This window comes from Williamsia sterculiae (assembly GCF_900156495.1).
Lineage (GTDB): Bacteria > Actinomycetota > Actinomycetes > Mycobacteriales > Mycobacteriaceae > Williamsia_B > Williamsia_B sterculiae.
Genome location: NZ_FTNT01000005.1, coordinates 164,963 through 186,750 on the forward strand (window position 1 = coordinate 164,963; position 21,788 = coordinate 186,750).

Below are 21,788 nucleotides of genomic sequence, written 5' to 3' on the forward strand. Positions count from 1 at the left end.
AACTCCTCAGGCCACCGAACCGGTCTCCACGTCACCGGCCCGGCGGTACTGGCCGAAGACCACGCCGTTCGGCGTCACCAGGCTGTCGACCATGGTGAACGCGGCCGCGGACGTGCCCTCGCCGAACAGCCTCTTGCCGACGCCGAGCGTGATCGGGAACGTCATCAGCTGTAATTCATCTACGAGGTCGTGTTCCAGCAGGGTCTGTGCGAGACCGCCGCTGCCGTGCACCTTGAGGGTGGGACCGTCGGACGCCTTGAGCTCACGGATGGCCTCGACACCGTCGAGGAAGACGACGTGGGGCCAGTCCGAGGTGTTCTCGTCGACCGTTCGGGACACGACGTATTTGGTGACGTCGTTGATACCGGGCCACATCTCGGCATGACTCGGCCAGTACCCGGAGAAGATGTCATAGGTGGTGCGGCCGAGCAGCAGGTCGGTCGACTCCATCCACTTCGCCATGACGTCACCGGCTGCCGCGTCGGCCTCGGCGAAATACGGTGCGGTCCAGCCTCCGAACGGGAATCGTCCGGACTCGTCCTCTTCCGGTCCGCCCGGTGCCTGCATGACACCGTCCAGAGTCAGGAATTCCTGGACGATGAGTTTTCTGGTGTTCGACATCGCTTCTCCTCTGGTTCGCGGCTCCGGTGGTACCGGGCTCGTCGGGGGAGTAGACCGTGCCGTGCTGCGAAACTCATCGGAGCCGCGGGGGAGGGGTCGGACGCCGAACAGGAACTCGTCGGTGGTGAACTCCTGATGGGAGACCAGCCGATGTGTGATGTCGCGTCCCGAGATCGGGATCACCACGCCATGGTGGCGACACCGCGAGGACCGGGTGACCGCGAGCGAACGCGGTCACCCGGTCATCGGGTCATCGGGTCAGCCGTTGCGCTGATCCCGCCAGCGGCAGAGCGCCTCGAGCGCGGTCAGGTCGTAGTCGGGGCCACCGGTGCCGACGGTGATCATCCCCACCCCGGCGTCCGCCAGCTCGTCGGCGCTGCGCAACAGTTCGTCGACCCCGTTGTCGAACCGCAGACCCGCCGACCGCTCGATCTCGGCCGGGTCGCGTCCGATGTCGGCGCAGTGTCGGGCCAGCACCTCCGACTTGTGCAGGTAGGACTCCAGATCGACGAAGTAGTGCCAGATCTGGGCGTACTGGGCGACGTACTTCAGGGTCTTCTTCTCGCCACCGCCGCCGATGAGGACGGGGATGTCGCGGGCGGGGGCGGGGTTGAGCTTTGACCAGCGTTCGGTGATACGGGGAAGCGCCTCGCCGAGGGCGTCGAGGCGCGTGCCCGCGGTACCGAACTCGTAGCCGTACTCGGTGTAGTCGCGTTCGAACCATCCCGAACCTATGCCGAAGATCAGGCGTCCACCGGAGATGTTGTCGACGGTGCGGGCCATGTCGGCCAGCAGGTCGGGGTTGCGGTACGAGTTGCAGGTGACCAGCGCGCCGATCTCGATGTTCGACGTCTGTTCGGCCCAGGCCCCGAGCATCGTCCAGCACTCGTAGTGCGGACCGTCCGGGTCGTCGTACAGCGGAAAGAAGTGATCCCAGTTGAACGCGATGTCGGTCCCGGCGTCCTCCGCGCGTCTGAGCGCGTCACGGATGGGGCCGTATTCCGGACTTTGTTGGGGTTGGATCTGTACACCGATACGGATGGAATTCGCCATGGCTCCAGTCTGCCCGAGACTGCAGGACCGTGATGCGGACGGCGGCGTCGGCTACCGACTCACCGCATCGTGGAGTGGTGGTCCGACCCGCTCGAGATCGTCGAGGACCGCACCGACGGTCTCCTCCGCACAGGTCTTGTTGGTGCCGATGAAACCGCGCGGTCCACGCTTGATCCATCCGGTGACGTAGACCCCGGGCTCGACCCGCCCGCGATCGTTCGGGATGGTGCCGGTCACCTCGTCGAACGGTAGTCCGGTGACCGGTCGGCCGCGATGGCCGATGGCGCGGACGACAAGGCCGGCGTCGATGATCTCATCGGCGTCATCGTGGCCCGTGTTCGCGACCCGTACCCCCGTCACGCCGTGCCCGTCGCCGATGATCTCGATGGGTGTGGTCGCGAAGCGCAGGACGATGCGTGTGACACCGGGGGTCGACGGCTGCGGGCGTTCGGCCAGTTCACGGAGCAAGCGGCTGCGTGTGTCGGCACCGGTCAGCGTGTCGGGTTCGGCGTCCACCACGACGTCGACGTCGGTGAGCGTCGACAACCCGATCAGTTCGGGAACGGTGAAGGCGGCGTCGGCCGGACCCCGACGGCCGAGGACGACGACCTCGTCGACGGTGCTGCCGTACAGCTCGCCCAGGGCTCCTGAGGCGATGTCGGTGTGTGTTTCCAGCCATTCCGGATCGCGGGTGAGCATGCGCGCGACGTCGAGCGCGACGTTGCCGTTGCCGATGACCACCGCACGATTGTGGGTGAGCGGCACGTCGACGTCGGCGTGGTCGGGATCGCCGTTGTACCAACCCACCACCTGGGTCGCGGCCAACGAACCCCGCAGGTCCTCTCCGGGGATCAGCAGCCGTCGGTCGGCGGGGGCACCGACGGCCACGATGACCCCGTTGTAACGAGACCGGAGCTCGTCGATGGTGATGTCCGTCCCCACGCTCACACCGAAGTGGTAGGCGAACCGCGGTTGAGCCTCGATGGCGGCGAAGAGGTCCGCCACCTTCTTGGTGTCGGTGTGGTCGGGAGCCACCCCGCGACGGGCCAGCCCATACGGCGTCGACTGCCGTTCGAACACGTCGACCGCGGCGATCTCGGGGTGCTTGAGGAGTTCATCGGCCGCGAACATCCCGGCCGGACCCGCACCGATCACGGCGATGCGGAACGGACCCCCGGCGCGCAGGCGGCGCTGCGGCGTGAGTGGGGACAGGATGGGTCGATCGTCGTGGGGGAACTCGTCGTAGTACGTCCTGTTCAGTTCCGCGAACGGCAACTGTGTTGGCATCAGCGAGGATTCGTTGGCGATGGCACCGACGGGGCAGGCGCCGACGCAGTTGCCGCAGCCGACGCATGCGGCGGGGTCGATGAAGAGCATCTCGGTTGTCCCGAATCCCGGCTCACCCGGGGTGGGGTGGATGCAGTTCACCGGGCACGCTGCGACGCAGGACGCGTCGACGCAACACGATTGGGTGATCACATAGGCCATCGGGCGACTAGCCGGCCGCGCGTCGCGGCTCGTTGCGGAAACGCGACGGACGGCCGTCGATCTTCATGGCACGCCACATCCGCGCCGCGGCCGGGGTCATTAGATCCAGCTCTTCGACCAGCATCCGGGCGTCGCCGAAGATGTCGCGGAGCATGCGCTGTGAATCGGGACTGTCCCACCACGCCTCGTCGACCACGCTCTGCGGGATCTGTAGGTCCCGGCACATCTGCTTGCCGGGTTTCATGATCACGTCGCACAGCACTCGCATGACGACCGGGGTGGCCAACGCGACCAGGAATCGTTGCCGCGCGGTGAGATTGGTGACGGTGTGCTGCAGGTACTCGTGGGCGAAGCCGATGTGTCGTGCTTCCTCGGCGATGTGGATCTGCATGATGCGCGACAGCAGCGGGTGCAGTTCCGACTCGCTGCGCAGAATGGTCTTCTGCATGTAGTCGATCGGTTCCTCGCCGGCGAGCACGCCGACGAAGAAGCCGAAGGGCACCACACCGGCGGCATAGGACATCAGCGGGCCGAGGCGACGGAACCATCGGGGACCGCCGCGAACCGGCGCCCCGATCCGGTTGACCAGTTCCTGGAACATCTGGGTGTGATGACATTCCTCGGTCGCCTCGTGGGTGGCGTAACGGAACTCGGGTGAGCCGTTGGGCAGTCGCATCGCGAAGTTCATGATCCCGCCGATCAGGATCTGCTCGAACTGGAGGCCGACCTTGACGATGCTGGCCTGCCGGTACATGCCGATCTCGATCTGCCGGTGCAGCGGCAGGCCTCGGTACCAGTCGGTGGCGCCCAGCAGATCGGCGGCGGGCAGGACCCAGCGGGGATCATCGGGGATGATCTCGAACCGGGGGTCGTCCCAGGAGATGTCGGCGAACGCGTCGAAGTGGCGCTCGACCGACGCCTCCGACAGCGTCTTCAACAATTCCTCGTAGTCCGAGCGCACCGCGACCGTCATCGTGCTTCTCCTCTGGCTGTGTCGCGATGGTCGGCTCGGCGCCGCGTCACCACAACACGTCGGATATCTGTGACAACACGTTACACATAAGTACCGGGTGCCGCGCAAGGATGGACGTCGGATCTTTATGCGGGTCGCGGGTCTGCGCGTGTGTCAGGTGTACGAGACGAACTCGTACCACCCACCTCCCAGATCCTTGAGGGTGGAGAAAGGGTAGTAGGAGGGCCGTTGATGTACCGCGTACACCCATCCGGCAAAGCTCAATGTGGCATCGGCGTCGTACAGGTATATCCCCTTGTCTTCGGATCGCAGGGTCGCCGCCTTGATGTCGAACGGTCCGATGTGCACGTTCGTGTAGGAACCAGACGGATTCGCGGCCACACGCTGCGCCAACGCGTCGAAGTGTGAGCGTTCGTCGTCGAAGGTCGTCGGTCCTGGGACCACCGCGACCACCGCCGCCGACAGGACGATCGACGGGACGAGAGCACATCGCATGCTCCACGCACCTCGGTTGACGAGGGTCAGGCTCGTACGGATGAGCCAGAGAGTGGCAGTGGGTAACAGAACGATCAATGCGATGGCGATCAGCTCGAGATGTCCGGTGTTCGTCAGGTTCTTTCCGACCGGCCACCAGTCATATCTCGCGCAGAGGAGTAACCCCATGCCGAGAGTTGCGGAGGTCGCCAGGCCGAGGCCCGGCGGACCGCGCCACCCTTCCGGCCGATCATGTCCTGTTGCTTGAGCAGACACCGCCGCCTCCGCCGTTGATGTGACCCACACGGTAATGAACTCGCGCGGTAACGCGCCGGTCGTCGCAGCGTCAGGCGGCCAGGGGTTGGTCGTGGGGCGTCGCGGACGGGGGGCCCGCCGGAGGCGGTGGTCGCGATCCCGGTCTCGGCTTCCAACTCCTCGAGGGCCATGACGACGATGACCTGTGCCGGTAAGCCTCGGTGCTGACCCAACGCCCCCGACTCGCTGATGGTTCTGAGCATCAGGGTGAACGCGTCATGGTTGCGTTGCACCGCCGACCGGTGGTCACGTTTTGCTGCGGCGGCGAGAACGTCGGCGTCGGCCTGCTCGTCGTCCAACTCCACAAACCACCCGCCGACCAACCTGTCGGACAGAGCTTCCCGCACCGTGAGCAGCTCGTCGGTGTCAAAGTCTCCCAGTGCAGCGAACACCGACGACAAGTCGCGTGCGCGACCCGCGGCGGAGTCGGCGGTCAGACTGGGGAGCATATGTTCGAGTCTGCCTGCGGCCATGTTGTGCAGCGATGTATTGACAAGATTGCCGCTCACAGAGACTGATGCATGTTCTCACCGTGCGTCTGAGGTCAATAGCGCGACGTCTGGTTTGCCTGCGCCCACGCCTGTTCGGCATCGGATCCTCCCGGCGGCGGCACCAGGCCGTTGATCATCCACAACTGGTCGCTGGTTTCGTCGATGTGGAACTCCCAGTGTCGAACCGCTGCCCTGTCCAGGTGAGGTTGAACGATGTCGCCGACCCATCGAGCGGTGCGACGTCGACCCTTCTCGTCGGGGTTTCGGCGGGCGATGTGGTCGATGGAGATGCGAACGACACTATCGGGGGCAATGCCACCCACGTAGATGTTCTTCGCGGTCACCTCATGGAAGACGACGATCACATAGAACCGGGGCAACCCGACCGCCGCGTAATGGTCGGTGATGTCGGAGGCCAGCGCGCTCTTGTCATCGTCGGTGAGAGTCCCTGGTGTGTGGTGGATGGTCCACATGGGCATGGCGGAGGTCCGATCTGTGCGATGACGAGGGCTGGCTAATCTTGGCGTTAGCCAGATGCAACCACGATCCTCTGAGTAACGCAATGGTTATGTAGCTAGGATGGTGTGGTGCCCATGCGACTCGAGACGCGGTTGAGCGACCGCCGGCGGTGGTCTGCCGGTGACGACTGCTCTGCGGCAAAGGTGCTGAACCTACTCAGCACCAAGACCGTGTTCCTCGTCGTTCGCGAGTGTTTTTACGGCACCACGCGGTTCGAGGATTTCGTGGAGCGAGTGGGTGCTTCTGCACCCGCCATCTCGCGCGCACTGAAACAGCTGGAAACGGGGGGCGTACTCCACCGCGTTCCGTACCGCGAAGCCGGCGACCGGCGTCGTGAGGAGTATCGACTCTCCGACGCGGGCGAGGAGTTGCTGCCGATCTTCCTGGCCCTGATGTCGTGGGGTGACGATCACCTCCAGGACGGTCAACCACCCCTCACCTTCGTGCACGCGGAGACCGGCCAACCGGTCCGCATCTGCGTCACCGGAGATGAACCCGCCGAGACCACCTCCGACGAGATCGAGATCCGCGCGAGTCGACGGCATGACCCACGGGGTCGACGAACGTCCTGAGTCGAGGATGTGCGGAGGCGGGTGTCCGCCCCTCATGCGAACATATGTTCTATGCCTCGATTTTCGGCCGGCGGACGAGAGGACGCGTCGATCCTGCACGCGGACCTCGACTCGTTCTATGCCTCGGTGGAGCAGCGTGACGACCCCGCCCTGCGTGGGCGACCGGTGATCGTCGGGATGGGCGTGGTGCTCGCCGCGAGCTACGAGGCCAAAGCACACGGCGTCCGCACGCCGATGAACGGTCGTGAGGCCCTCGCCCTGTGTCCATCGGCGGTGGTCGTGCGGCCCCGCTTCGATGCGTACACCGCGGCTTCGCGGACGGTCTTCGATGTCTTCGCCGACACCACCCCGCTGGTGGAGGGGATATCGGTCGATGAGGCGTTCCTCGACGTCGGTGGTCTGCGGCGCCTCCGTGGGACCCCGGTGGAGATCGCCGACCGCTTACGCGCAGAGGTGCGCGATCGGGCGGGTCTGCCCATCACCGTCGGGGTCGCCCGGACCAAATTCCTGGCCAAGGTGGCCAGTGCCGTCGGCAAACCCGACGGACTGCTGGAGGTGCCACCCGACGGCGAACTCGAGTTCCTGCATCCGCTACCCGTCGAACGACTCTGGGGCGTAGGTGCGGTCACCTCCCGCAAGCTCCGTGAGGCCGGAATCGGCACCGTCGGCGACCTCGCCGCCACCGGGGAGACGACCCTCGGCTCGCTGCTCGGGCGGGCAGCGGGTCGCCATCTCCACGCACTGTCGATGGCCCGCGACCCCCGGCCGGTGCAGGTGGGCACCCGGCGCCGATCCATCGGCTCCCAGCGTGCCCTCGGCCGCCGCCCCAAGGGCCCGGCCGAACTGGAGGCCACCGTCGTCGCCATCGTCGATCGACTCGGCAAACGATTGCGCGCGGCCGAACGGATCTGTCGAACCGTGGTGCTACGCCTCCGTTTCGACGACTTCACCCGCGCAACCCGATCGCACACGCTGTTCGAGGCGACCGACCGGACCGACGTGCTGATGACCGCGGGCCGCGGCTTGCTGGCCGATGCGTCACCGCTGATCTCCGAACGCGGATGCACCCTGATCGGACTGTCGCTGACCAACCTCGGCGACACGTTGTCGGTACAACTGGCACTGCCCTTCGAGGAGCACCATCGCGAAGAACTCGACATCGCGATGGACGGTCTACGCGACCGCTTCGGCTCGTCGGCGCTGACCCGCGCGGTGCTGTTGGGTCGCGACGACGGGATGCAGGTGCCGATGCTGCCCGACTGAGCCGCGCTAGTCGACCGCCGGATCCCCGGGGTGGGCGTCCTGGAAGTCGGCCACCGAACCACTGTGCTCATAACCCCACTGGTTCAGCGCCTCGATGGGGTCGATCAACGTACCGCCGAGTTCGGTCAGTCGGTAGGACACCTGCCCCGATGTCACGATGCGATCGACCAATCCGTAGCCCTGCAACTTGCGGAGCGTCTGCGTGAGCACCTTGCGGGAGACACCGCCGATCACCTCGGCGAGCTCACCGTGGCGACGGGGTCGCTGGCCGAGCGCGAACAGCACCAGCACCGACCACTTGTCACCCATGATCTCGACCGTCAGCCGAGCCGGACAGTCGACGAGCTGACCGGACTTCGCCGTGGACTCCACACCTCGAAGGTACCAACCGGTAACCGGGGACTTCCTAGCGTCGTGTGTGCCCGGTCCACACCCGGAATCGCGGCCTGTCACGAAGATCGGAGTTTCCATGTCACGAGTCGTCGTCTTCGACGAGACCGGTGCACCCGACGTCCTGCGCGTCGTCGACGAGTTCGTCGATGAACCGGGCCCGGGCGAGGTGCGCATCCGCATCGAGGCCGTCGGAGTGAACCGGCTCGACGCGATGATGCGTACCGGTGGCTACCCGCGACCGATCCGCTCGCCGCACACCCGCCTCGGTTGTGAGGGAACCGGGATCATCGACGCGATCGGTGACGGTGTCGAGGGCTGGGAGGTCGGTGACGCCGTCATCGTCGCGGCGTTGCCGACCATGGACCTCAACGGCACCTATGCCGACCACACGGTGGTACCGGCCGATGCCGTCGTCACCCGCCCCGACGGGCTCGACCCGACACACGCTGCGGCGCTCTGGGTCGGCGGCTCCACCGCATATGGCGCGCTGATCGAGAAGGCCGGTATGCGCCCCGCCGACCACGTGCTGATCACCGCCGCTTCCAGCGGGGTGGGACTCGCGGCGATACAGGTGGCCAACCAGATCGGAGCGACCCCCATCGCGGTCACCCGGCGCAGCGCCAAGCGGGATGCGCTGCTGGCCGCCGGAGCGGCCGCGGTGATCGCCACCGACACCGACGACCTGGCCGACGAGGTACGTCGTCTGACCCGAGGCGTCGGGGCCGATATCATCCTGGACTCGGTGATGGGCCCCGGTCTGTCCGGCCTGGCGCAGAACGTCAGGGCCGGCGGCACCCTGGTCACCGTCGGGTGGCTCGACCCGCGTCCGGCCCCCTTCCCGATGACCGGACCGCTCACCATCCACCGCTACGTCGGGTTCGAGTTGCTCGCAGACCCGGCCGCGGTCCGACGGATGGCCGCCTTCCTCGGCGCGGGGGTGCGTAGCGGGACCCTGATCCCGACGATCGACTCGGTGTTCACCCTCGACGATGTGGTGGACGCTCACCGGCGCCTCGACACCGGTGATCTGCTCGGCAAGATCGTGCTGACCACGTGATCCGTTGGCCCGCAGGGCATCGACGATTGGGGGGAGTCCCAGATCTCGAGCTAGTACTCCAGGTTCAGCGATACGTCACCGAACTGATTAAGAGGCGAAGAGATTCCATCAAGCGGTATCCAACCTAACGCCCATAAAACCAAATGCAGCCCAATCGTAAAAGTCAAACGCCTTTACGTCAGCGCTACCCGCCAGTGTGGGTGCACCATACTTGTTGAAGGTTTCGTTCGCGCGGCCAATGGACGTCTCCCGAAGCCAGGCCAGTGCACGGACGTAGCTTTCGTAAGCGTCATCTATACCGAATTCATCAGATGAACCGAACCCTTTGGTGCTCAGGGATTCGTAGAAGGCTGCTGCGAAACCGAATCCTACAGGATCGCTAATCGCCCAAGTAGTTCCGATCGTCGCGCAAACCCCAGCGTAGTACGATGCAGTCTGGATGCTTAGCATCTCATCATCATTTCGTGCCAGACCGGACTCGCAGGACCCAAAATATGCGAGAGCTGCGCAGGCCTCTATCGAGAGGATCTGCATAACGCTTACGGGCTGACCATGCGTAAACAAGCTTGACTGCAGAGGGTCGAAACTCGACTTAGAATGGCCAGTGAAGTGTAAGATCGTCGCCGTCCGCAGCGACTCGGTAATTGAGCCCGCTGTCGCGTCGTGCGTTACGACCTCCCAGGTTTCTGGGACCGACTTCTTAACTAAAGCGGGTTCGTGCTTTGACCAGTTTAGGGGTGGAATGCCGGCTACGTCATACGCCGCCTCAATCGCTATCGTACGCAACAAGCGCTTTGAGCTCGGCCGCCTGTTCTCGAGTTCGTACGCCACGGATCGAGATGGCACGGTAGTAATCCGCTTTGTGCCTTCAAGCAGCCGAGTGCCCAGATCGCCAACAGCCCACAGTGGAAAACCCTGGTAATAGCCGCCAGGTATAAGAGCGACAACATCCGTCGTATTCTTGCAGATCCAAGCGCTTAGCTCGGTCAACATAGACTCAATCCGCTGAGCCGAACTCCTCGCCGCGGCTCGGTCAGCCGATCCAGCTACTAGCAGGCCTCCGAGAGCGAAACTCATTAACTCGCCGGTCAGGTCTTTCCCTGAAAGCTTAGGAAAACAGGCACCCGAGAAGCGGTCGTTTTGTCGCACAATGGCGTAGCTCGACTGTGGGCTATGTGTAACGTGGACCCATGAAATCTCGTCGCTAAAAGAGTCGAACAGAGTCGGATCGTTGGCAATCGTTTTCGATGACTTAAGCCCGCGTGACGCCTCAAGCATTAGGTAGGCGTCTTTCCAAGCCTCCAACCTCGCAAGTTGGCAAGCTGCAAACCTAAACGATAACTGATCGCTTCTAAGAACGGATTGGATGTCGTCTTCTGACCACATTGCCCTGAAAAACACTAAACACTGGTAGATCCGCCTACACAATCGAAGAATGTCCTCATCGGAGAGAGCGACAGCGAGATCCTCCCAAGAGATTAGGGGGGTTACTGCGTTAAAGAATACTTCCTTCTGGCCGGAATCCCAGATGCTGTCAAGGGCGCGAATAGGTGGCGCAGGAGGGCCTCCGCACGCCGTAATTGCGGATCGTAATTTGAACAGCGCCAGTTCGAGTGTGTCGTGCTTTAACGTGCTTGCGCCTAAGTAGGCTTCAGCGGCTTCCATATCTGTACTGAAATCCGGCACTGCGTCGATCGCGCTGCTCACAACCGCGGGTTCGCTTGGAAGCCACTCTGGCTCATCGGCATATCCAAAAACGATCGGGTTCGCCCTTGCGAGGCGTGCGTATTCTGCGGTAGGAATCCCCCAATCTTCTGGATTCGTGTCGCTCGATGGGACGCAGGATTCATACTTGGTGTGTCGAGCTCGAACGACCTCAAAACTGAACCAGTCGAGCAGTAGCTCGAGTACGTTCTGATGATAGGTGGCTTTGAGCCCCACGGGAATCGAGTCAAGCTTCTTGAAAACTCGCATGGCACGTTTAAGGTAAAGGCGGGCCCGCGAATACGCGAGGGTTTTCTCCGAATCTCTCAAGTAGCTAGCCATTCTCCGCTCGGCCAATGCCAAATTGAAAGCGCTATACGCGTAGTCGGCGCTGTTCTTCCTTCGCATCGAAATGGTTTGATTGCAGAGTTTCCTGGCGTGATGCAATTGATCCCGCGACGGCGTGGACATCTCTAGAAGGCATAACGCGCCGTTTGTCAGCGCGATAGCGGCCATCTCTCGATCGCGGTGTTGCTGGCAAAATTCGCCAAGTTGCAAAAATAGCTCGCTGGCCCTAGCGCGAAATATATCGCGTTTGGGTGCCTGAACTGATGCCAGGAGCTGCGCATACCGGCTAAGCGCATCTTTTTCTAAATAGTAGAATTTATTGTCGCGGGCTACGGACACGCATTCTCCGTAGAGTTGTGCAGCCTCCTGAGCATCGGCGGGTGATGCAGATTGCACGTTGAGCAGGTTTGCTCTGTCGAGCTTTGGTTCCGCGAGGGTTCGAATCGCGTCATTGCTCAACCCTGAATATTTCCCCGGGTTCATGCCCCCGTCGTAGGCAGCCTCAATCTCGCTAAGAAGTTGGTGCGTTGGCGAAGACACGCTCACATGGTAGATGCAGGACTGCTGCCCAACATTCGAGTACGTGCTGCGCGCGCTGATACGAATCTAGACGGTTGCGCTGCCCCGGCCCGCAACCCCCGACGAAACGCCGGGTGTCACCACATACCGTCTAGGGGCAATTCAGGTCGCTACCTCAGGATTGCTGTTACCTACGCGCGTCATGCCACCTATTGCTCGAATGAGAGCAACTGGTGCGGATGTGGTTCAGGCCAAGACGGCTACCCACGCGGAGTTCCGCGATCGTGAGTGAACTGGACGTACCTGTAGATCGACGACGGCCCGTCGCCTCGCCGAGGCGACGGGCCGTCGTCGATGACGACGATCAGGAATCGGCTCCGATGATGAACTCCTCCAGCTGCGTGCGCGCGACGTCGTCGGCGAGCTGCTTCGGGGGGCTCTTCATCAGGTAGGCCGAGGCCGGCAGCACGGGTCCGCCGATGCCGCGGTCCTGAGCGATCTTCGCGGCGCGAACGGCGTCGATGATGATGCCTGCCGAGTTGGGGGAGTCCCAGACCTCGAGCTTGTACTCCAGGTTCAGCGGCACGTCACCGAAAGCGCGACCCTCGAGGCGCACGTAGGCCCACTTGCGGTCGTCGAGCCATGCGACGTGGTCCGACGGCCCGATGTGGACGTTCTTGTCCTCGATCTTGCCGGCCAGCGAACCGTTGAGGTTGGAGGTCACGGCCTGGGTCTTGGAGACCTTCTTCGACTCCAGACGCTCACGCTCGAGCATGTTCTTGAAGTCCATGTTGCCGCCGACGTTGAGCTGGTAGGTGCGGTCCAGCGCCACGCCGCGGTCCTCGAACAGCTTGGCCATCACGCGGTGGGTGATGGTCGCGCCCACCTGGCTCTTGATGTCGTCACCGACGATCGGCACACCGGCCGCGCGGAACTTCTCGGCCCATTCGGGATCGGAGGCGATGAACACCGGCAGCGCGTTGACGAAGGCGACACCAGCGTCGATGCAGCACTGTGCGTAGAACTTGTCGGCCTCGTCGGACCCGACCGGCAGATACGAGACCAGCACGTCGACGTCGTTGTCCTTGAGCGCCTGCACCACGTCCACACCGTCGCCGGGAGCCTCGGTGATGGTCTGCAGGTAGTACTTGCCCAGGCCGTCGAGCGTGTGCCCGCGCTGCACCTGCACACCGGTCGGCTCCACGTCGGAGATCTTGATGGTGTTGTTCTCCGACGCGAAGATCGCTTCCGAGAGGTCGAAACCGACCTTCTTGGCGTCCACGTCGAAGGCGGCGACGAACTCGACGTCACGCACGTGGTACTGGCCGAACTTCACGTGCATGAGGCCCGGAACGGTGGCGTTCTCGTCGGCGTCCTTGTAGTACTGCACGCCCTGGACCAGGGATGAGGCGCAGTTTCCCACGCCCACGATGGCCACGCGCACTGTGTTTCGTTCACCCATGGTCGGGCTCTCCTTCTACTTTCGGTGTAACTGGTCGTGCCGTGCCGGTCGTGGCCGGCTCCGCAGTTGTGGTGGCGGGTGCGGCGTCGATGCCGTCCGCCATGTCGAATCCGGCCCCCGGATCCCCGGGGAGGTCGGCGACGCCCTCGGGGCCCACCCCGGACGTCTCCGCCGCGATGAGCTCGTTGAGCCATCGCACCTCGCGTTCACTGGACTCCAGGCTCAGCTGATGCAGCTGCCGGGTGTAGCGGTCGACCGCTCGGTTCGACCGTCCGACGGCTTCGCGAAGCCCTTCGCGGCGCTCCTCGACCTGACGGCGGCGGCCTTCCAGGATCCGCATCCGGGCGACGGCCGGGGTGCGACTGAAGAACGCGAGGTGCACGCCGAACCCGTCGTCGGTGTAGTTCTGCGGGCCGGTGTCGGCCACCAGTTCGGTGAACCGCTGCCGACCGTCGGTCGTCAACCTGTAGACGCGACGGGCTCGGCGCTTCAGGGTTCCCTGTGGTCCCACCTCCTCGGCGATGAGGCCGTCGGCCTGCATACGCCGCAGGGTGGGGTACAGCGAGCCGTAGGAGAAGGCGCGGAACGCACCGAGCAGCCCGGTCAAGCGCTTGCGCAACTCGTACCCGTGCATCGGGGACTCCAGCAGCAGTCCCAGGATCGCCAGCTCGAGCATTCCCGCACCACCTCCTGATGTTTCCCGACATGTTGATCGAACGCGTCTGGGCGATGCTACCCCACAATGTATCGGGCCGATATAACCGGGTGGGTTGATCAGACGTGAATCACGGTCGACTCAGAGATGACGCGGGCGTCGACAGCACGTGATGACCTGTCCCGGCCGACGAATCGGGCGGGCGGGCGACCAGCGCCACCGCACGGACGTACCCTGGTCGGGTGCAACGACAGACCGTGGACTACGCGCTCCAGCGCAAGTCGGTGCTGGCCGGGGTCTACTCCGGGCGCACCGCGGTGGCTGAGGTCTGTGACGCCGACCCCTACCTGCTGCGTGCTGCGAAGTTCCACGGGCGGCCCAGCCCGGTGATGTGCCCGGTGTGCCGTAAGGAGCAGTTGACGCTGGTCTCGTGGGTGTACGGTGACAAACTCGGCCAGGTCAACGGGTCGGCTCGATCCCGCGAGGAGATCGGAAAGCTCGCGACCACCGCCGAGGAGTTCTCGGTCCATGTGGTGGAGGTCTGCCGCACCTGCCGGTGGAATCACCTGGTGCAGTCCTACATCGACGGATTACCTGCGCGGCCGCGTACCCGCCGCACCCGACGGGTGGCCGGAACAGGCGAGTGAATGCGCGGGGCGACGATGCATGAGGCGTATCCGTGCTGGTCAATGCCGGTGATGGCAAGGGAATCAGAGTGGCCCGCTATGTTGGAGCCCCGAGACGTGACCTGACCGGACGTTCGCGGGCACCTGGAGTCGCGCGGCGGTCGGGTGAGACGGAGAGGTACCTGTGAGTTACGGCCCCGGTGGATCGAGTGGATCCGAACGGACCGACAGCGGTCGGCGGCGAGTGAGTGACGGACCGATGCGAGCGGTCGCCTGGGTGGTGGGCATCCTGGGTAGCCTGATCCCCGTCGGGGTGATCGTGATGGGCGCCATCTTCCTGTTCACCTACGCCAGCGCGTCGGTGCCCCGCCCCGACGACATCAAGCAGAACCAGGTGGCGACCATCGTCGACACCAAGGGTGGGGAGATCGCCCGGGTGGTTCCGCCCGAGGGCAACCGCACCCTGGTACCGATCGGCGACATCCCCAAGACGGTGCAGGACGCCGTCATCGCCGCCGAGGATCGCGAGTTCGCGAGCAACTCCGGGTTCTCCGTCTCCGGCCTGAGCCGCGCGGTGTGGGGCAAGGTCACCGGCAACGAGGACGCGGGTGGTGGCTCGACCATCACCCAGCAGTACGTGAAGAACGCGTTGGTGGGCGACGAACGCACCTACACGCGCAAGTTCAAGGAACTCGCGATCGCCACCAAGATGTCCAACGAGTGGTCCAAGGACGACATCATGGGCGCCTACCTGAACACCATCTACTTCGGTCGGGGTGCGTACGGGGTCGCGGCCGCGGCGCGAACCTATTTCAACAAGGACATCAAGGACATCAACACCGCGCAGGCCGCGGTGCTGGCCTCCTCCATCCGGTCGCCTTCGTACTACGACCCCGCCACCAATCTCGAGGCCGCGCAGGCCCGCTGGCACTACGTACTCGACGGCATGGTGAGCACCGGTGCGCTCACCGCCGCCGACGAGCAGAAACAGCGCTACCCCAAGGTCGCGGCGCCGACCGACAACCAGAGTGGTGCGTCGACCTCCGGCCCCAACGGCCTGATCAAACAGCAGGTTCTCGCCGAGCTGAACTCGCTCAACATCTCCGAGCAGCAGGTGCAGACCGAGGGACTGAAGATCACCACCACCATCGACCCCACGGTGCAGAAAGCGGTGGTCGGTGAGTCCAACGACAAGCTCGAGGGCGAGCCGAGCAAGCTGCGTACCGCGGCGGTGTCGGTGGAGCCCAAGACCGGTGCCATCCGCGGCTACTTCGGCGGCAACGACGGCAACGGTTACGACTACGCGCAGGCCGGACTGCAGACAGGGTCGTCGTTCAAGACCTTCGCCCTGGTCGCCGCACTCGAGCAGGGTGTGCCGCTGTCCAAGGTGTACAGCTCGGCGCCGTTCGACGCGCCCGGTGGGTTGACCGTGACCAACTCCGACGGCGAGAGCTGCGGTAGTTGCAACCTGGCCACCGCACTGAAGATGTCACTGAACACCGTGTACTACCGACTGATGACCGACCTCAACGGTCAGGCCCGCGCGGTCGCCGACGCGGCACATCAGGCAGGCATCCCGGAGAGCTTCGGCTCGGTGAAGAAGACGCTGCAGAACGCCGACGGCAACGTCGAGGGCGGCGTGGTCCTCGGGCAGTACCCCTCCCGCGTGCTGGACATGGCGTCTGCCTACGCCACGCTCGCGGCGTCGGGTGTCTACCACGCCCCGCATTTCGTGCAGAAGGTCGAGACCGCCGACGGCACGGTGCTCTATGAGCGCAAGGCCGACAAGGGTGAGCGACGGTTCGACGCCAAGGTCGCCGACAACGTGACCGCGGCGATGGAGCCGATCGCGGCCTACTCCAACGGACACGCGCTCGACGGCGGTTCGCGCCCGTCGGCCGCGAAGACCGGCACCACCCAGCTCGGTGACACCGGTTCCAACAAGGACGCCTGGATGGTCGGTTACACCCCGCAGCTGTCCACCGCGGTGTGGGTCGGTACCGACAACAGTTCCGCGCTGACCAACTACGCGGGCAACATCGTCTACGGTTCGGGTCTGCCGTCGCAGATCTGGCAGGCGATCATGGACGATGCGCTGGAGAACCAGTCGATCGAGGACTTCCCGGAACCCGGTGCCATCGGCGGTGTCGCCGGCGTCCCCTATGAGGCACCCGCCACCACCGAGGAAGAGCAGCAGACCACTCGCGACTACAGCACCCGCACGCCCACACAGCAGGCGCCGACCCGGACCCAGACGACGCAACCGCAGCTGACCCTCGCCCCCGGGTTCACCATCCCACTGCCCGGCGGCAATCAGGAGACCGGTGACGGCGACTCCGGCCAGGGCAACAGCGACAACAACGGCACCGGCAACACCGGCGGCACCGGAAACGGTGGTGTTCGAGGCAACTCCGGCACCGGCCGTGGCAACACCGGGAACTGACGACCGCCGGTGAGCAGTGATCCCGGTTCGGGGGACGTCGGCGGGTCGGACGACCCCGGAGTTCCCGATGACGGTGTGGGCGATCCCGAGGACGCCTCCCGTCGCGACCACGACGACGCGGTACGACCCGACGTCGAGTGGGCCGGTCGACCCGCTCCCGATCAGCGGCGCGACGACCGCCGGGAACTGCCGTCGTCGACCGACCCCGCCGTCCGGGAGGCGAGCACCGTCGTGGGTGGTCCGATCGGTGCGCACGCGGTGGTGGGGCGCAGCCGGCACGTCACACCGCTGCGGGTGATCTTCCTGCTGGCTCTGCTGTTCCTGGCGCTGGGCTGGTTCACCAAGGCCGGTTGTCTGCAGCAACACCGGGTCGACGGTGGTGGTCTGCAGCTCGACTGGAGCAACAACCGCCAGTTCATCGGGCTCTGTTACAACGACACCGTGCCGTTGTACGGGACCGAACTGCTCAGCAAGGGCGAGCTGCCGTACAAGGCGTCGTGGACCCAGCCGCTGGCGGGTGGCGGCCAACAGGTCCGGTACATGGAGTACCCGGTGGTCACCGGCATGTACATGTACGGGTCGATGGTCGTCGCGAAGGGTTGGGCGTTCGCGCACGACCACTGGGGTGTGCCGGGCGCGCTCGACGTGGTGCTGTTCTTCAATGTCGTCGCACTCGGTCTGGCCCTGTTCTGGCTGGTCACCATCTGGGCGACCACCCGCTTAGCGGGGGTGCGGGTGTGGTCGGTGGCGGTGGCCGCGGTCTCCCCGCTGGTCGCTGTGCACATCTTCACCAATTTCGACGCCATCGCGACGGCCATGCTCGCGCTGGGCATGGTGGCCTGGGCTCGACGTCACCCGGCGTGGGCCGGTCTCTTCATCGGGCTCGGGTTGTCGGCCAAGCTGTACCCGGTGCTGCTGCTGATCCCCTTGTTCGTGCTGTGTCTGCGGGCGGGACGGCTGCGGGACTTCCTGGTCACCGCGGCAGCCACCGTCGGCACCGCGGTGGTGGTGAACCTGCCGATCCTGCTGTTGTACCCGGCCGGCTGGCGTGAGTTCTTCCGGCTGAACTCCACCCGACACCCGGACGCCACGTCGCTGTTCCGGGTGATCGGCGAGGCCACCGGGTACGACTGGGGTGTGGTCACCGGCCAGGCTCCCACGCTGGTCAACACGGTGTCGCTGGCGGCCTTCGCGGTGGTCTGTGCGGGTGTGGTGGTCATCGGACTACGTGCACCCACCCGTCCGCGGCTGGCGCAGCTGCTGTTCCTCACGTTGGCCGGATTCCTGTTGGTGAACAAGGTGTGGAGCCCGCAGTACTCGCTGTGGCTGGTGCCCATCGCCGTGCTCGCGATCCCGCACACCCGTGTGCTCTGGGGCTGGATGGCCCTCGACGCCCTGGTGTGGGTGCCGTTGGTCGGGATCTTCATGGGTCCGGAGACACGGTGGCTGCCGGACGGTTGGGCCTATACCGCCCTCGCCGTCCGCGACCTGGTGGTGCTGGGACTGTGCGTGCTGGTGATCACCCAGATCTACCGGCCCGCCACCGATCTGGTGCGCAACCCGTCGTCAGGGGACGACGTCGACGATCCCATCGGTGGCGTGCTCGACCATGCACCCGACGTGATCGGCGGTCGCCGTCGGGACCACCGTGACCCGGAACGGCAGTCCGTACTCGCCGGCTGAGGTGTGGCGTCGGCGCCGGAATCGAACCGTCAGACCCCGCGGACCCGTTCGATGAGCCGGGCCTTCGCCACGGGCCAGTCGTCGTCGGTCATCGAGTACTGGGCGGTGGTGCGCCACCCGTCGTGCACGGTGCTGCGCTTCTGTTTGCGCAGCAGGCCCTCGAAGGTGGTGCCGAGTTTGGCGATCCCCGCCCGTGAGCGAGCGTTGAGCTCGTCGGTGTGCCACACCACCCGCACCGCTGCGCACCGTTCGAATGCGTGTTGTAGCAGTAACAGTTTCGCGTCGGGGTTCACCGTGGTGCCCAGGACGTGCACCGCGTAGAAGGTGTGCCCAATGGCCAGCGATCGGTCGGCGGCGCGGATGTCGTAGAAGCTTGTGCTGCCGACGATCGACCCGTCGGCGTTGTCGATGACGGCGAACGCGGTGCGATCCGGGGTGTCCAATGCGGTCTGGATCGTGGTCGTCGCCGACGCGGTGTCGGTGGGCACCCGGGTCCACCGGTACACCTCGGGGTCGTCGGCAACCGCGCCGAGCTCGGACGCGTCGTCGAGGGTCAGCGGACGCAACATCACCCGCGTGCCGATCAGCGTCGGCGCGCCCAACCAGTCGCTCATGCCGATATCGCCTCTCGGTCGGGGGCGGTGGGTCGCCTGCCCACCGAGGCCAGCGGTTCGCGCAACGGACTCCGCACGAACACGACGATGAGCATCGCGAGCAACGCGACCTGGATCCACACCCCCACGTTGACCCCGGTGATCACCCACCACTTCATGGGGGAGTGCGACACGTAGATACCGAACAGCCGGAAGATGGTGCTGTCCAGTATCAGGTCGCCGATCAGGTACGCCGCGATGACCGGCCACCGCACTCGCAGCAGGACGAAGAACGGCAGGATCCACAGGGTGTACTGCGGGGAGTGCACCTTGTGGAACAGGATGAACGCGGCCAGCATCGACGCACTCACACCGATCCACGGATACGCGCCGCCGGCACGGTGGACGCGGTAACCCAGGTAGACGGCCAGCGCGAACGCGGCCAGGATCATGATCGGCGACAACACCCCCACCGCGCTGTTGTACGCCGGGGTCTGGCCGCCGAAGAAGTGCCGCAGACCCCAGTACCAGATCGAGTTGGTGTCCACATCCGACTTGCGTTTGCCCTGAAAGCTCAGCGACGCCTTCCAGCCGTCGAAACCGGCCACCATGAACGGCACCTGGATCGCGACCACGGTGAGGGTGCCCACCGCGAGCACCGCGAATCCACCCCGCCAGTCGCGACGGGCTCGGTCGTGCAGCAGCACGTACACCGCCAGCGGCAGGATGAACAGCCCCGGATACAGCTTCAGGCAGAACCCGACGGCCAGGATCACACTGGTCAGCGACGCGGTGGGCAGCAACGGGATTCGCCGCTCCCCGGTGCGTGGACTGATCGACGACCCCCAGGCCATCACGGCGACGGCGAGTACCACGGTGAACGCGACCGGCAGTTCCCAGTTGTGGAACGAGTACAGGATCAGCGGAGGCGTTGCCGCCCACCACAGCACATGCCACCGGGCCACCACCGCCAGCAGCACGGTGATGGCCAGCCCGAAGGGCGCCAACAGGATCGCCGAGTGCAGCAGGAAGTCGCTGTCGGTGTGCGCCCCACTGGCGCCGAAATACATCAGCAGCCCGGAGAGCACCGGATACTCCACGACGCCGCCGAAGAGTTTGCCGTCTGCGCCGATCCCCCCGTGGATGTACGGGAACACGTGGTTGTTGATGTCGCGCCCGACCCACAGGTACATGATGTCGGAGTAACAGGGCATCCACTGGGTGCCGCCGTGACCCACCGGGAAGTGCGCGCTGCGGCCGAACCGGTCGAACGGTGGACCCCCGCACTCGGCCTTCCCGAGGTAGCTCACCACCATGGTGGCCAGCGTCGCGAGCAGGGACACCGGCAGCACCACCGCCAGTCGGGCCCGGCCGGCCGCGGCGCGCAGCCGTCGGCTGTCGGTGGTGGTGGACGGCGCGGACATGACCCACAGGTTAGGGCTTGAGTGTCCGGGTACCGCAGTCCGCCATGGCGGACCGGGCGTCGGTGCGACGATTTCGCTGGTCAGGGGTGGCTCGTGTACCTTTGAACGGTTGCCGACGCAGGCGACCCTCCTGCCACGGAACGTCCGTGGCCGATCCAGTCCACAGGAGGTGATGTGGTCTCATGCGTCATTACGAATTGATGGTCATCCTCGATCCGAATCTGGACGAGCGCACCGTCGCCCCATCGCTCGACACCTTTCTCAACGTGATCCGCCAGGACGGCGGCAAGGTTGCCGGTGTCGACATCTGGGGCAAGCGGCGTCTCGCCTACGAGATCCTCAAGCACAACGAGGGGATCTACGCGGTCATCGCACTCGATGCCGAGCCGAAGACGGTGACCGAGCTCGACCGTCAGCTGAAGCTGAACGAGTCGGTGCTGCGCACCAAGGTCCTCCGGAAGTGAACCGGACGGACTTCACCAACGTCTGAAGTATGTCGGTGCCGGATCATAGGGTCGAGACCGAACTCGTCCCACCCGGCACGCATCGACCACGAGTGCCCGACCACCGCTTGAGGGGAAACACATGGCAGGCGACACGATCATCACCGTCATCGGGAACCTGACCGCCGACCCGGAACTGCGTTTCACGCCGTCCGGTGCCGCGGTCGCGAACTTCACGGTGGCCTCCACCCCGCGCACCTTCGACCGTCAGACCAATGAATGGAAAGACGGTGAGGCGCTCTTCCTGCGCTGCAACATCTGGCGCGATGCCGCAGAGAACGTGGCGGAGAGCCTCACCAAGGGTGCCCGGGTGATCGTGTCCGGCCGGCTCAAGCAGCGCTCCTTCGAGACCCGTGAGGGCGAGAAGCGCACGGTCGTGGAACTCGAGGTCGACGAGATCGGCCCCTCGCTGCGGTACGCGACCGCGAAGGTCAACAAGGCCTCGCGCGGTGGCGGTGGCGGCGGATTCGGATCCTCCTCTTCCGGCGGCGGCGGTGGCAGCCGCGGCGGGAGCAGTGGATCCAGCCAGCAGAACGACGACCCGTGGGGCAGTGCCCCGGCGAGCGGTTCGTTCTCCGGCGGGGACGACGAACCACCTTTCTAGGCAAC

Annotated in this window: 21 protein-coding genes; 8 read left to right on the plus strand and 13 right to left on the minus strand. The window is 65.0% G+C overall.

The genetic code is table 11. The annotated features are described in order from the left end of the window. Positions 1-6 precede the first annotated feature (6 nt). The 7 genes from BW971_RS10260 to BW971_RS10290 form a co-directional block, all read right to left on the minus strand. Entirely contained in the window at positions 7-621 is a 615-nt protein-coding gene (locus BW971_RS10260; RefSeq protein WP_076479403.1) for a dihydrofolate reductase family protein, read from the minus strand. Between the two features lie 258 nt (positions 622-879). Then, on the minus strand, positions 880-1,674 hold the full coding sequence (locus BW971_RS10265) for an LLM class F420-dependent oxidoreductase (protein ID WP_076479186.1): 795 nt from the start codon (positions 1,672-1,674) through the stop codon (positions 880-882). 51 nt (positions 1,675-1,725) lie between these two features. Continuing rightward, on the minus strand, positions 1,726-3,162 hold the full coding sequence (locus tag BW971_RS10270; RefSeq protein ID WP_076479188.1) for an FAD-dependent oxidoreductase: 1,437 nt from the start codon (positions 3,160-3,162) through the stop codon (positions 1,726-1,728). 7 nt (positions 3,163-3,169) lie between these two features. Then, a complete protein-coding gene (locus BW971_RS10275; protein ID WP_076479190.1) occupies positions 3,170-4,135 on the minus strand; it encodes an AurF N-oxygenase family protein in 966 nt (321 codons plus the stop codon). A 153-nt stretch (positions 4,136-4,288) separates the two neighbouring features. Beyond that, positions 4,289-4,630: a hypothetical protein gene (locus tag BW971_RS10280; protein WP_076479192.1), complete on the minus strand. Its 342-nt coding sequence runs from the start codon at positions 4,628-4,630 to the stop codon at positions 4,289-4,291. Positions 4,631-4,743: 113 nt separating this feature from the next. Beyond that, the gene (locus BW971_RS22145; protein ID WP_076479194.1) at positions 4,744-5,373 is read right to left on the minus strand and encodes a DUF222 domain-containing protein; all 630 of its coding nucleotides are present in this window, start codon (positions 5,371-5,373) and stop codon (positions 4,744-4,746) included. A gap of 95 nt (positions 5,374-5,468) precedes the next feature. Next, positions 5,469-5,894: a tautomerase family protein gene (locus tag BW971_RS10290; protein WP_076479196.1), complete on the minus strand. Its 426-nt coding sequence runs from the start codon at positions 5,892-5,894 to the stop codon at positions 5,469-5,471. 114 nt (positions 5,895-6,008) lie between these two features. On the opposite strand from BW971_RS10290, the gene BW971_RS10295 reads away from it, so the two are divergent. Then, positions 6,009-6,506 carry a winged helix-turn-helix transcriptional regulator gene (locus BW971_RS10295; RefSeq protein ID WP_076479198.1) on the plus strand — a complete coding sequence of 166 codons (498 nt, stop codon included), beginning with the start codon at positions 6,009-6,011 and terminating at the stop codon, positions 6,504-6,506. A 51-nt stretch (positions 6,507-6,557) separates the two neighbouring features. After that, positions 6,558-7,769 carry a DNA polymerase IV gene (gene dinB / locus BW971_RS10300; protein WP_076479200.1) on the plus strand — a complete coding sequence of 404 codons (1,212 nt, stop codon included), beginning with the start codon at positions 6,558-6,560 and terminating at the stop codon, positions 7,767-7,769. Positions 7,770-7,775: 6 nt separating this feature from the next. Here the strand turns inward: dinB and BW971_RS10305 are convergent, their stop codons facing one another. Beyond that, entirely contained in the window at positions 7,776-8,141 is a 366-nt protein-coding gene (locus tag BW971_RS10305; RefSeq protein ID WP_076479202.1) for a winged helix-turn-helix transcriptional regulator, read from the minus strand. 97 nt (positions 8,142-8,238) lie between these two features. Here BW971_RS10305 and BW971_RS10310 point away from each other — a divergent pair, with 97 nt between their 5' ends. After that, entirely contained in the window at positions 8,239-9,219 is a 981-nt protein-coding gene (locus BW971_RS10310) for a zinc-dependent alcohol dehydrogenase family protein (RefSeq protein WP_076479204.1), read from the plus strand. 108 nt (positions 9,220-9,327) lie between these two features. On the opposite strand, the gene BW971_RS10315 is transcribed toward BW971_RS10310, so the two are convergent. The 3 genes from BW971_RS10315 to BW971_RS10325 all read right to left on the minus strand — a co-directional run bounded on the left by BW971_RS10315 (position 9,328) and on the right by BW971_RS10325 (position 13,928). Beyond that, entirely contained in the window at positions 9,328-11,811 is a 2,484-nt protein-coding gene (locus BW971_RS10315) for a CHAT domain-containing protein (RefSeq protein ID WP_143690298.1), read from the minus strand. A gap of 343 nt (positions 11,812-12,154) precedes the next feature. Further along, positions 12,155-13,252, minus strand: a complete 1,098-nt coding sequence (locus tag BW971_RS10320; RefSeq protein WP_076479208.1) for an inositol-3-phosphate synthase — start codon at positions 13,250-13,252, stop codon at positions 12,155-12,157. Continuing rightward, a complete protein-coding gene (locus BW971_RS10325) occupies positions 13,245-13,928 on the minus strand; it encodes a PadR family transcriptional regulator (protein ID WP_076479210.1) in 684 nt (227 codons plus the stop codon). The genes BW971_RS10320 and BW971_RS10325 overlap by 8 nt, the downstream gene beginning before the upstream one ends. A gap of 221 nt (positions 13,929-14,149) precedes the next feature. Here BW971_RS10325 and BW971_RS10330 point away from each other — a divergent pair, with 221 nt between their 5' ends. The 3 genes from BW971_RS10330 (at position 14,150) to BW971_RS10340 (ending at position 18,659) form a co-directional block, all read left to right on the plus strand. Further along, a complete protein-coding gene (locus tag BW971_RS10330) occupies positions 14,150-14,554 on the plus strand; it encodes a DUF5318 family protein (protein WP_076479212.1) in 405 nt (134 codons plus the stop codon). Positions 14,555-14,792: 238 nt separating this feature from the next. After that, a complete protein-coding gene (locus tag BW971_RS10335) occupies positions 14,793-16,976 on the plus strand; it encodes a transglycosylase domain-containing protein (protein WP_076479405.1) in 2,184 nt (727 codons plus the stop codon). Positions 16,977-16,985: 9 nt separating this feature from the next. Continuing rightward, on the plus strand, positions 16,986-18,659 hold the full coding sequence (locus BW971_RS10340) for a glycosyltransferase family 87 protein (protein ID WP_234974340.1): 1,674 nt from the start codon (positions 16,986-16,988) through the stop codon (positions 18,657-18,659). A gap of 29 nt (positions 18,660-18,688) precedes the next feature. Here BW971_RS10340 and BW971_RS10345 read toward each other — a convergent pair whose 3' ends face one another. Continuing rightward, a complete protein-coding gene (locus BW971_RS10345; protein ID WP_076479214.1) occupies positions 18,689-19,273 on the minus strand; it encodes a GNAT family N-acetyltransferase in 585 nt (194 codons plus the stop codon). After that, on the minus strand, positions 19,270-20,676 hold the full coding sequence (locus BW971_RS10350; protein WP_076479216.1) for a hypothetical protein: 1,407 nt from the start codon (positions 20,674-20,676) through the stop codon (positions 19,270-19,272). Before BW971_RS10350 ends, BW971_RS10345 begins: the two co-directional genes overlap by 4 nt. 182 nt (positions 20,677-20,858) lie before the next feature. Between BW971_RS10350 and rpsF the strand changes: the two genes are divergently transcribed. Together rpsF and BW971_RS10360 are read left to right on the plus strand one after the other, a co-directional pair. After that, on the plus strand, positions 20,859-21,140 hold the full coding sequence (gene rpsF / locus BW971_RS10355) for a 30S ribosomal protein S6 (protein WP_076479218.1): 282 nt from the start codon (positions 20,859-20,861) through the stop codon (positions 21,138-21,140). A gap of 121 nt (positions 21,141-21,261) precedes the next feature. Then, a complete protein-coding gene (locus BW971_RS10360) occupies positions 21,262-21,783 on the plus strand; it encodes a single-stranded DNA-binding protein (RefSeq protein ID WP_076479220.1) in 522 nt (173 codons plus the stop codon). Positions 21,784-21,788 lie beyond the last annotated feature (5 nt).

Bases quoted from the DNA above. Each gene is read 5' to 3' on its own strand.
- BW971_RS10295 (WP_076479198.1), top strand. From the start codon at position 6,009: ATGCGACTCGAGACGCGGTTGAGCGACCGCCGGCGGTGGTCTGCCGGT.
- BW971_RS10260 (WP_076479403.1), bottom strand. From the start codon at position 621: ATGTCGAACACCAGAAAACTCATCGTCCAGGAATTCCTGACTCTGGAC.
- BW971_RS10290 (WP_076479196.1), bottom strand. From the start codon at position 5,894: ATGCCCATGTGGACCATCCACCACACACCAGGGACTCTCACCGACGAT.
- BW971_RS10350 (WP_076479216.1), bottom strand. From the start codon at position 20,676: ATGTCCGCGCCGTCCACCACCACCGACAGCCGACGGCTGCGCGCCGCG.
- BW971_RS10325 (WP_076479210.1), bottom strand. From the start codon at position 13,928: ATGCTCGAGCTGGCGATCCTGGGACTGCTGCTGGAGTCCCCGATGCAC.
- BW971_RS10345 (WP_076479214.1), bottom strand. From the start codon at position 19,273: ATGAGCGACTGGTTGGGCGCGCCGACGCTGATCGGCACGCGGGTGATG.
- BW971_RS10275 (WP_076479190.1), bottom strand. From the start codon at position 4,135: ATGACGGTCGCGGTGCGCTCGGACTACGAGGAATTGTTGAAGACGCTG.
- rpsF (WP_076479218.1), top strand. From the start codon at position 20,859: ATGCGTCATTACGAATTGATGGTCATCCTCGATCCGAATCTGGACGAG.
- BW971_RS10335 (WP_076479405.1), top strand. From the start codon at position 14,793: ATGCGAGCGGTCGCCTGGGTGGTGGGCATCCTGGGTAGCCTGATCCCC.
- BW971_RS10270 (WP_076479188.1), bottom strand. From the start codon at position 3,162: ATGGCCTATGTGATCACCCAATCGTGTTGCGTCGACGCGTCCTGCGTC.
- BW971_RS10320 (WP_076479208.1), bottom strand. From the start codon at position 13,252: ATGGGTGAACGAAACACAGTGCGCGTGGCCATCGTGGGCGTGGGAAAC.
- BW971_RS10265 (WP_076479186.1), bottom strand. From the start codon at position 1,674: ATGGCGAATTCCATCCGTATCGGTGTACAGATCCAACCCCAACAAAGT.
- BW971_RS22145 (WP_076479194.1), bottom strand. From the start codon at position 5,373: ATGCTCCCCAGTCTGACCGCCGACTCCGCCGCGGGTCGCGCACGCGAC.
- BW971_RS10360 (WP_076479220.1), top strand. From the start codon at position 21,262: ATGGCAGGCGACACGATCATCACCGTCATCGGGAACCTGACCGCCGAC.
- BW971_RS10310 (WP_076479204.1), top strand. From the start codon at position 8,239: ATGTCACGAGTCGTCGTCTTCGACGAGACCGGTGCACCCGACGTCCTG.
- BW971_RS10280 (WP_076479192.1), bottom strand. From the start codon at position 4,630: ATGCGATGTGCTCTCGTCCCGTCGATCGTCCTGTCGGCGGCGGTGGTC.
- dinB (WP_076479200.1), top strand. From the start codon at position 6,558: ATGCCTCGATTTTCGGCCGGCGGACGAGAGGACGCGTCGATCCTGCAC.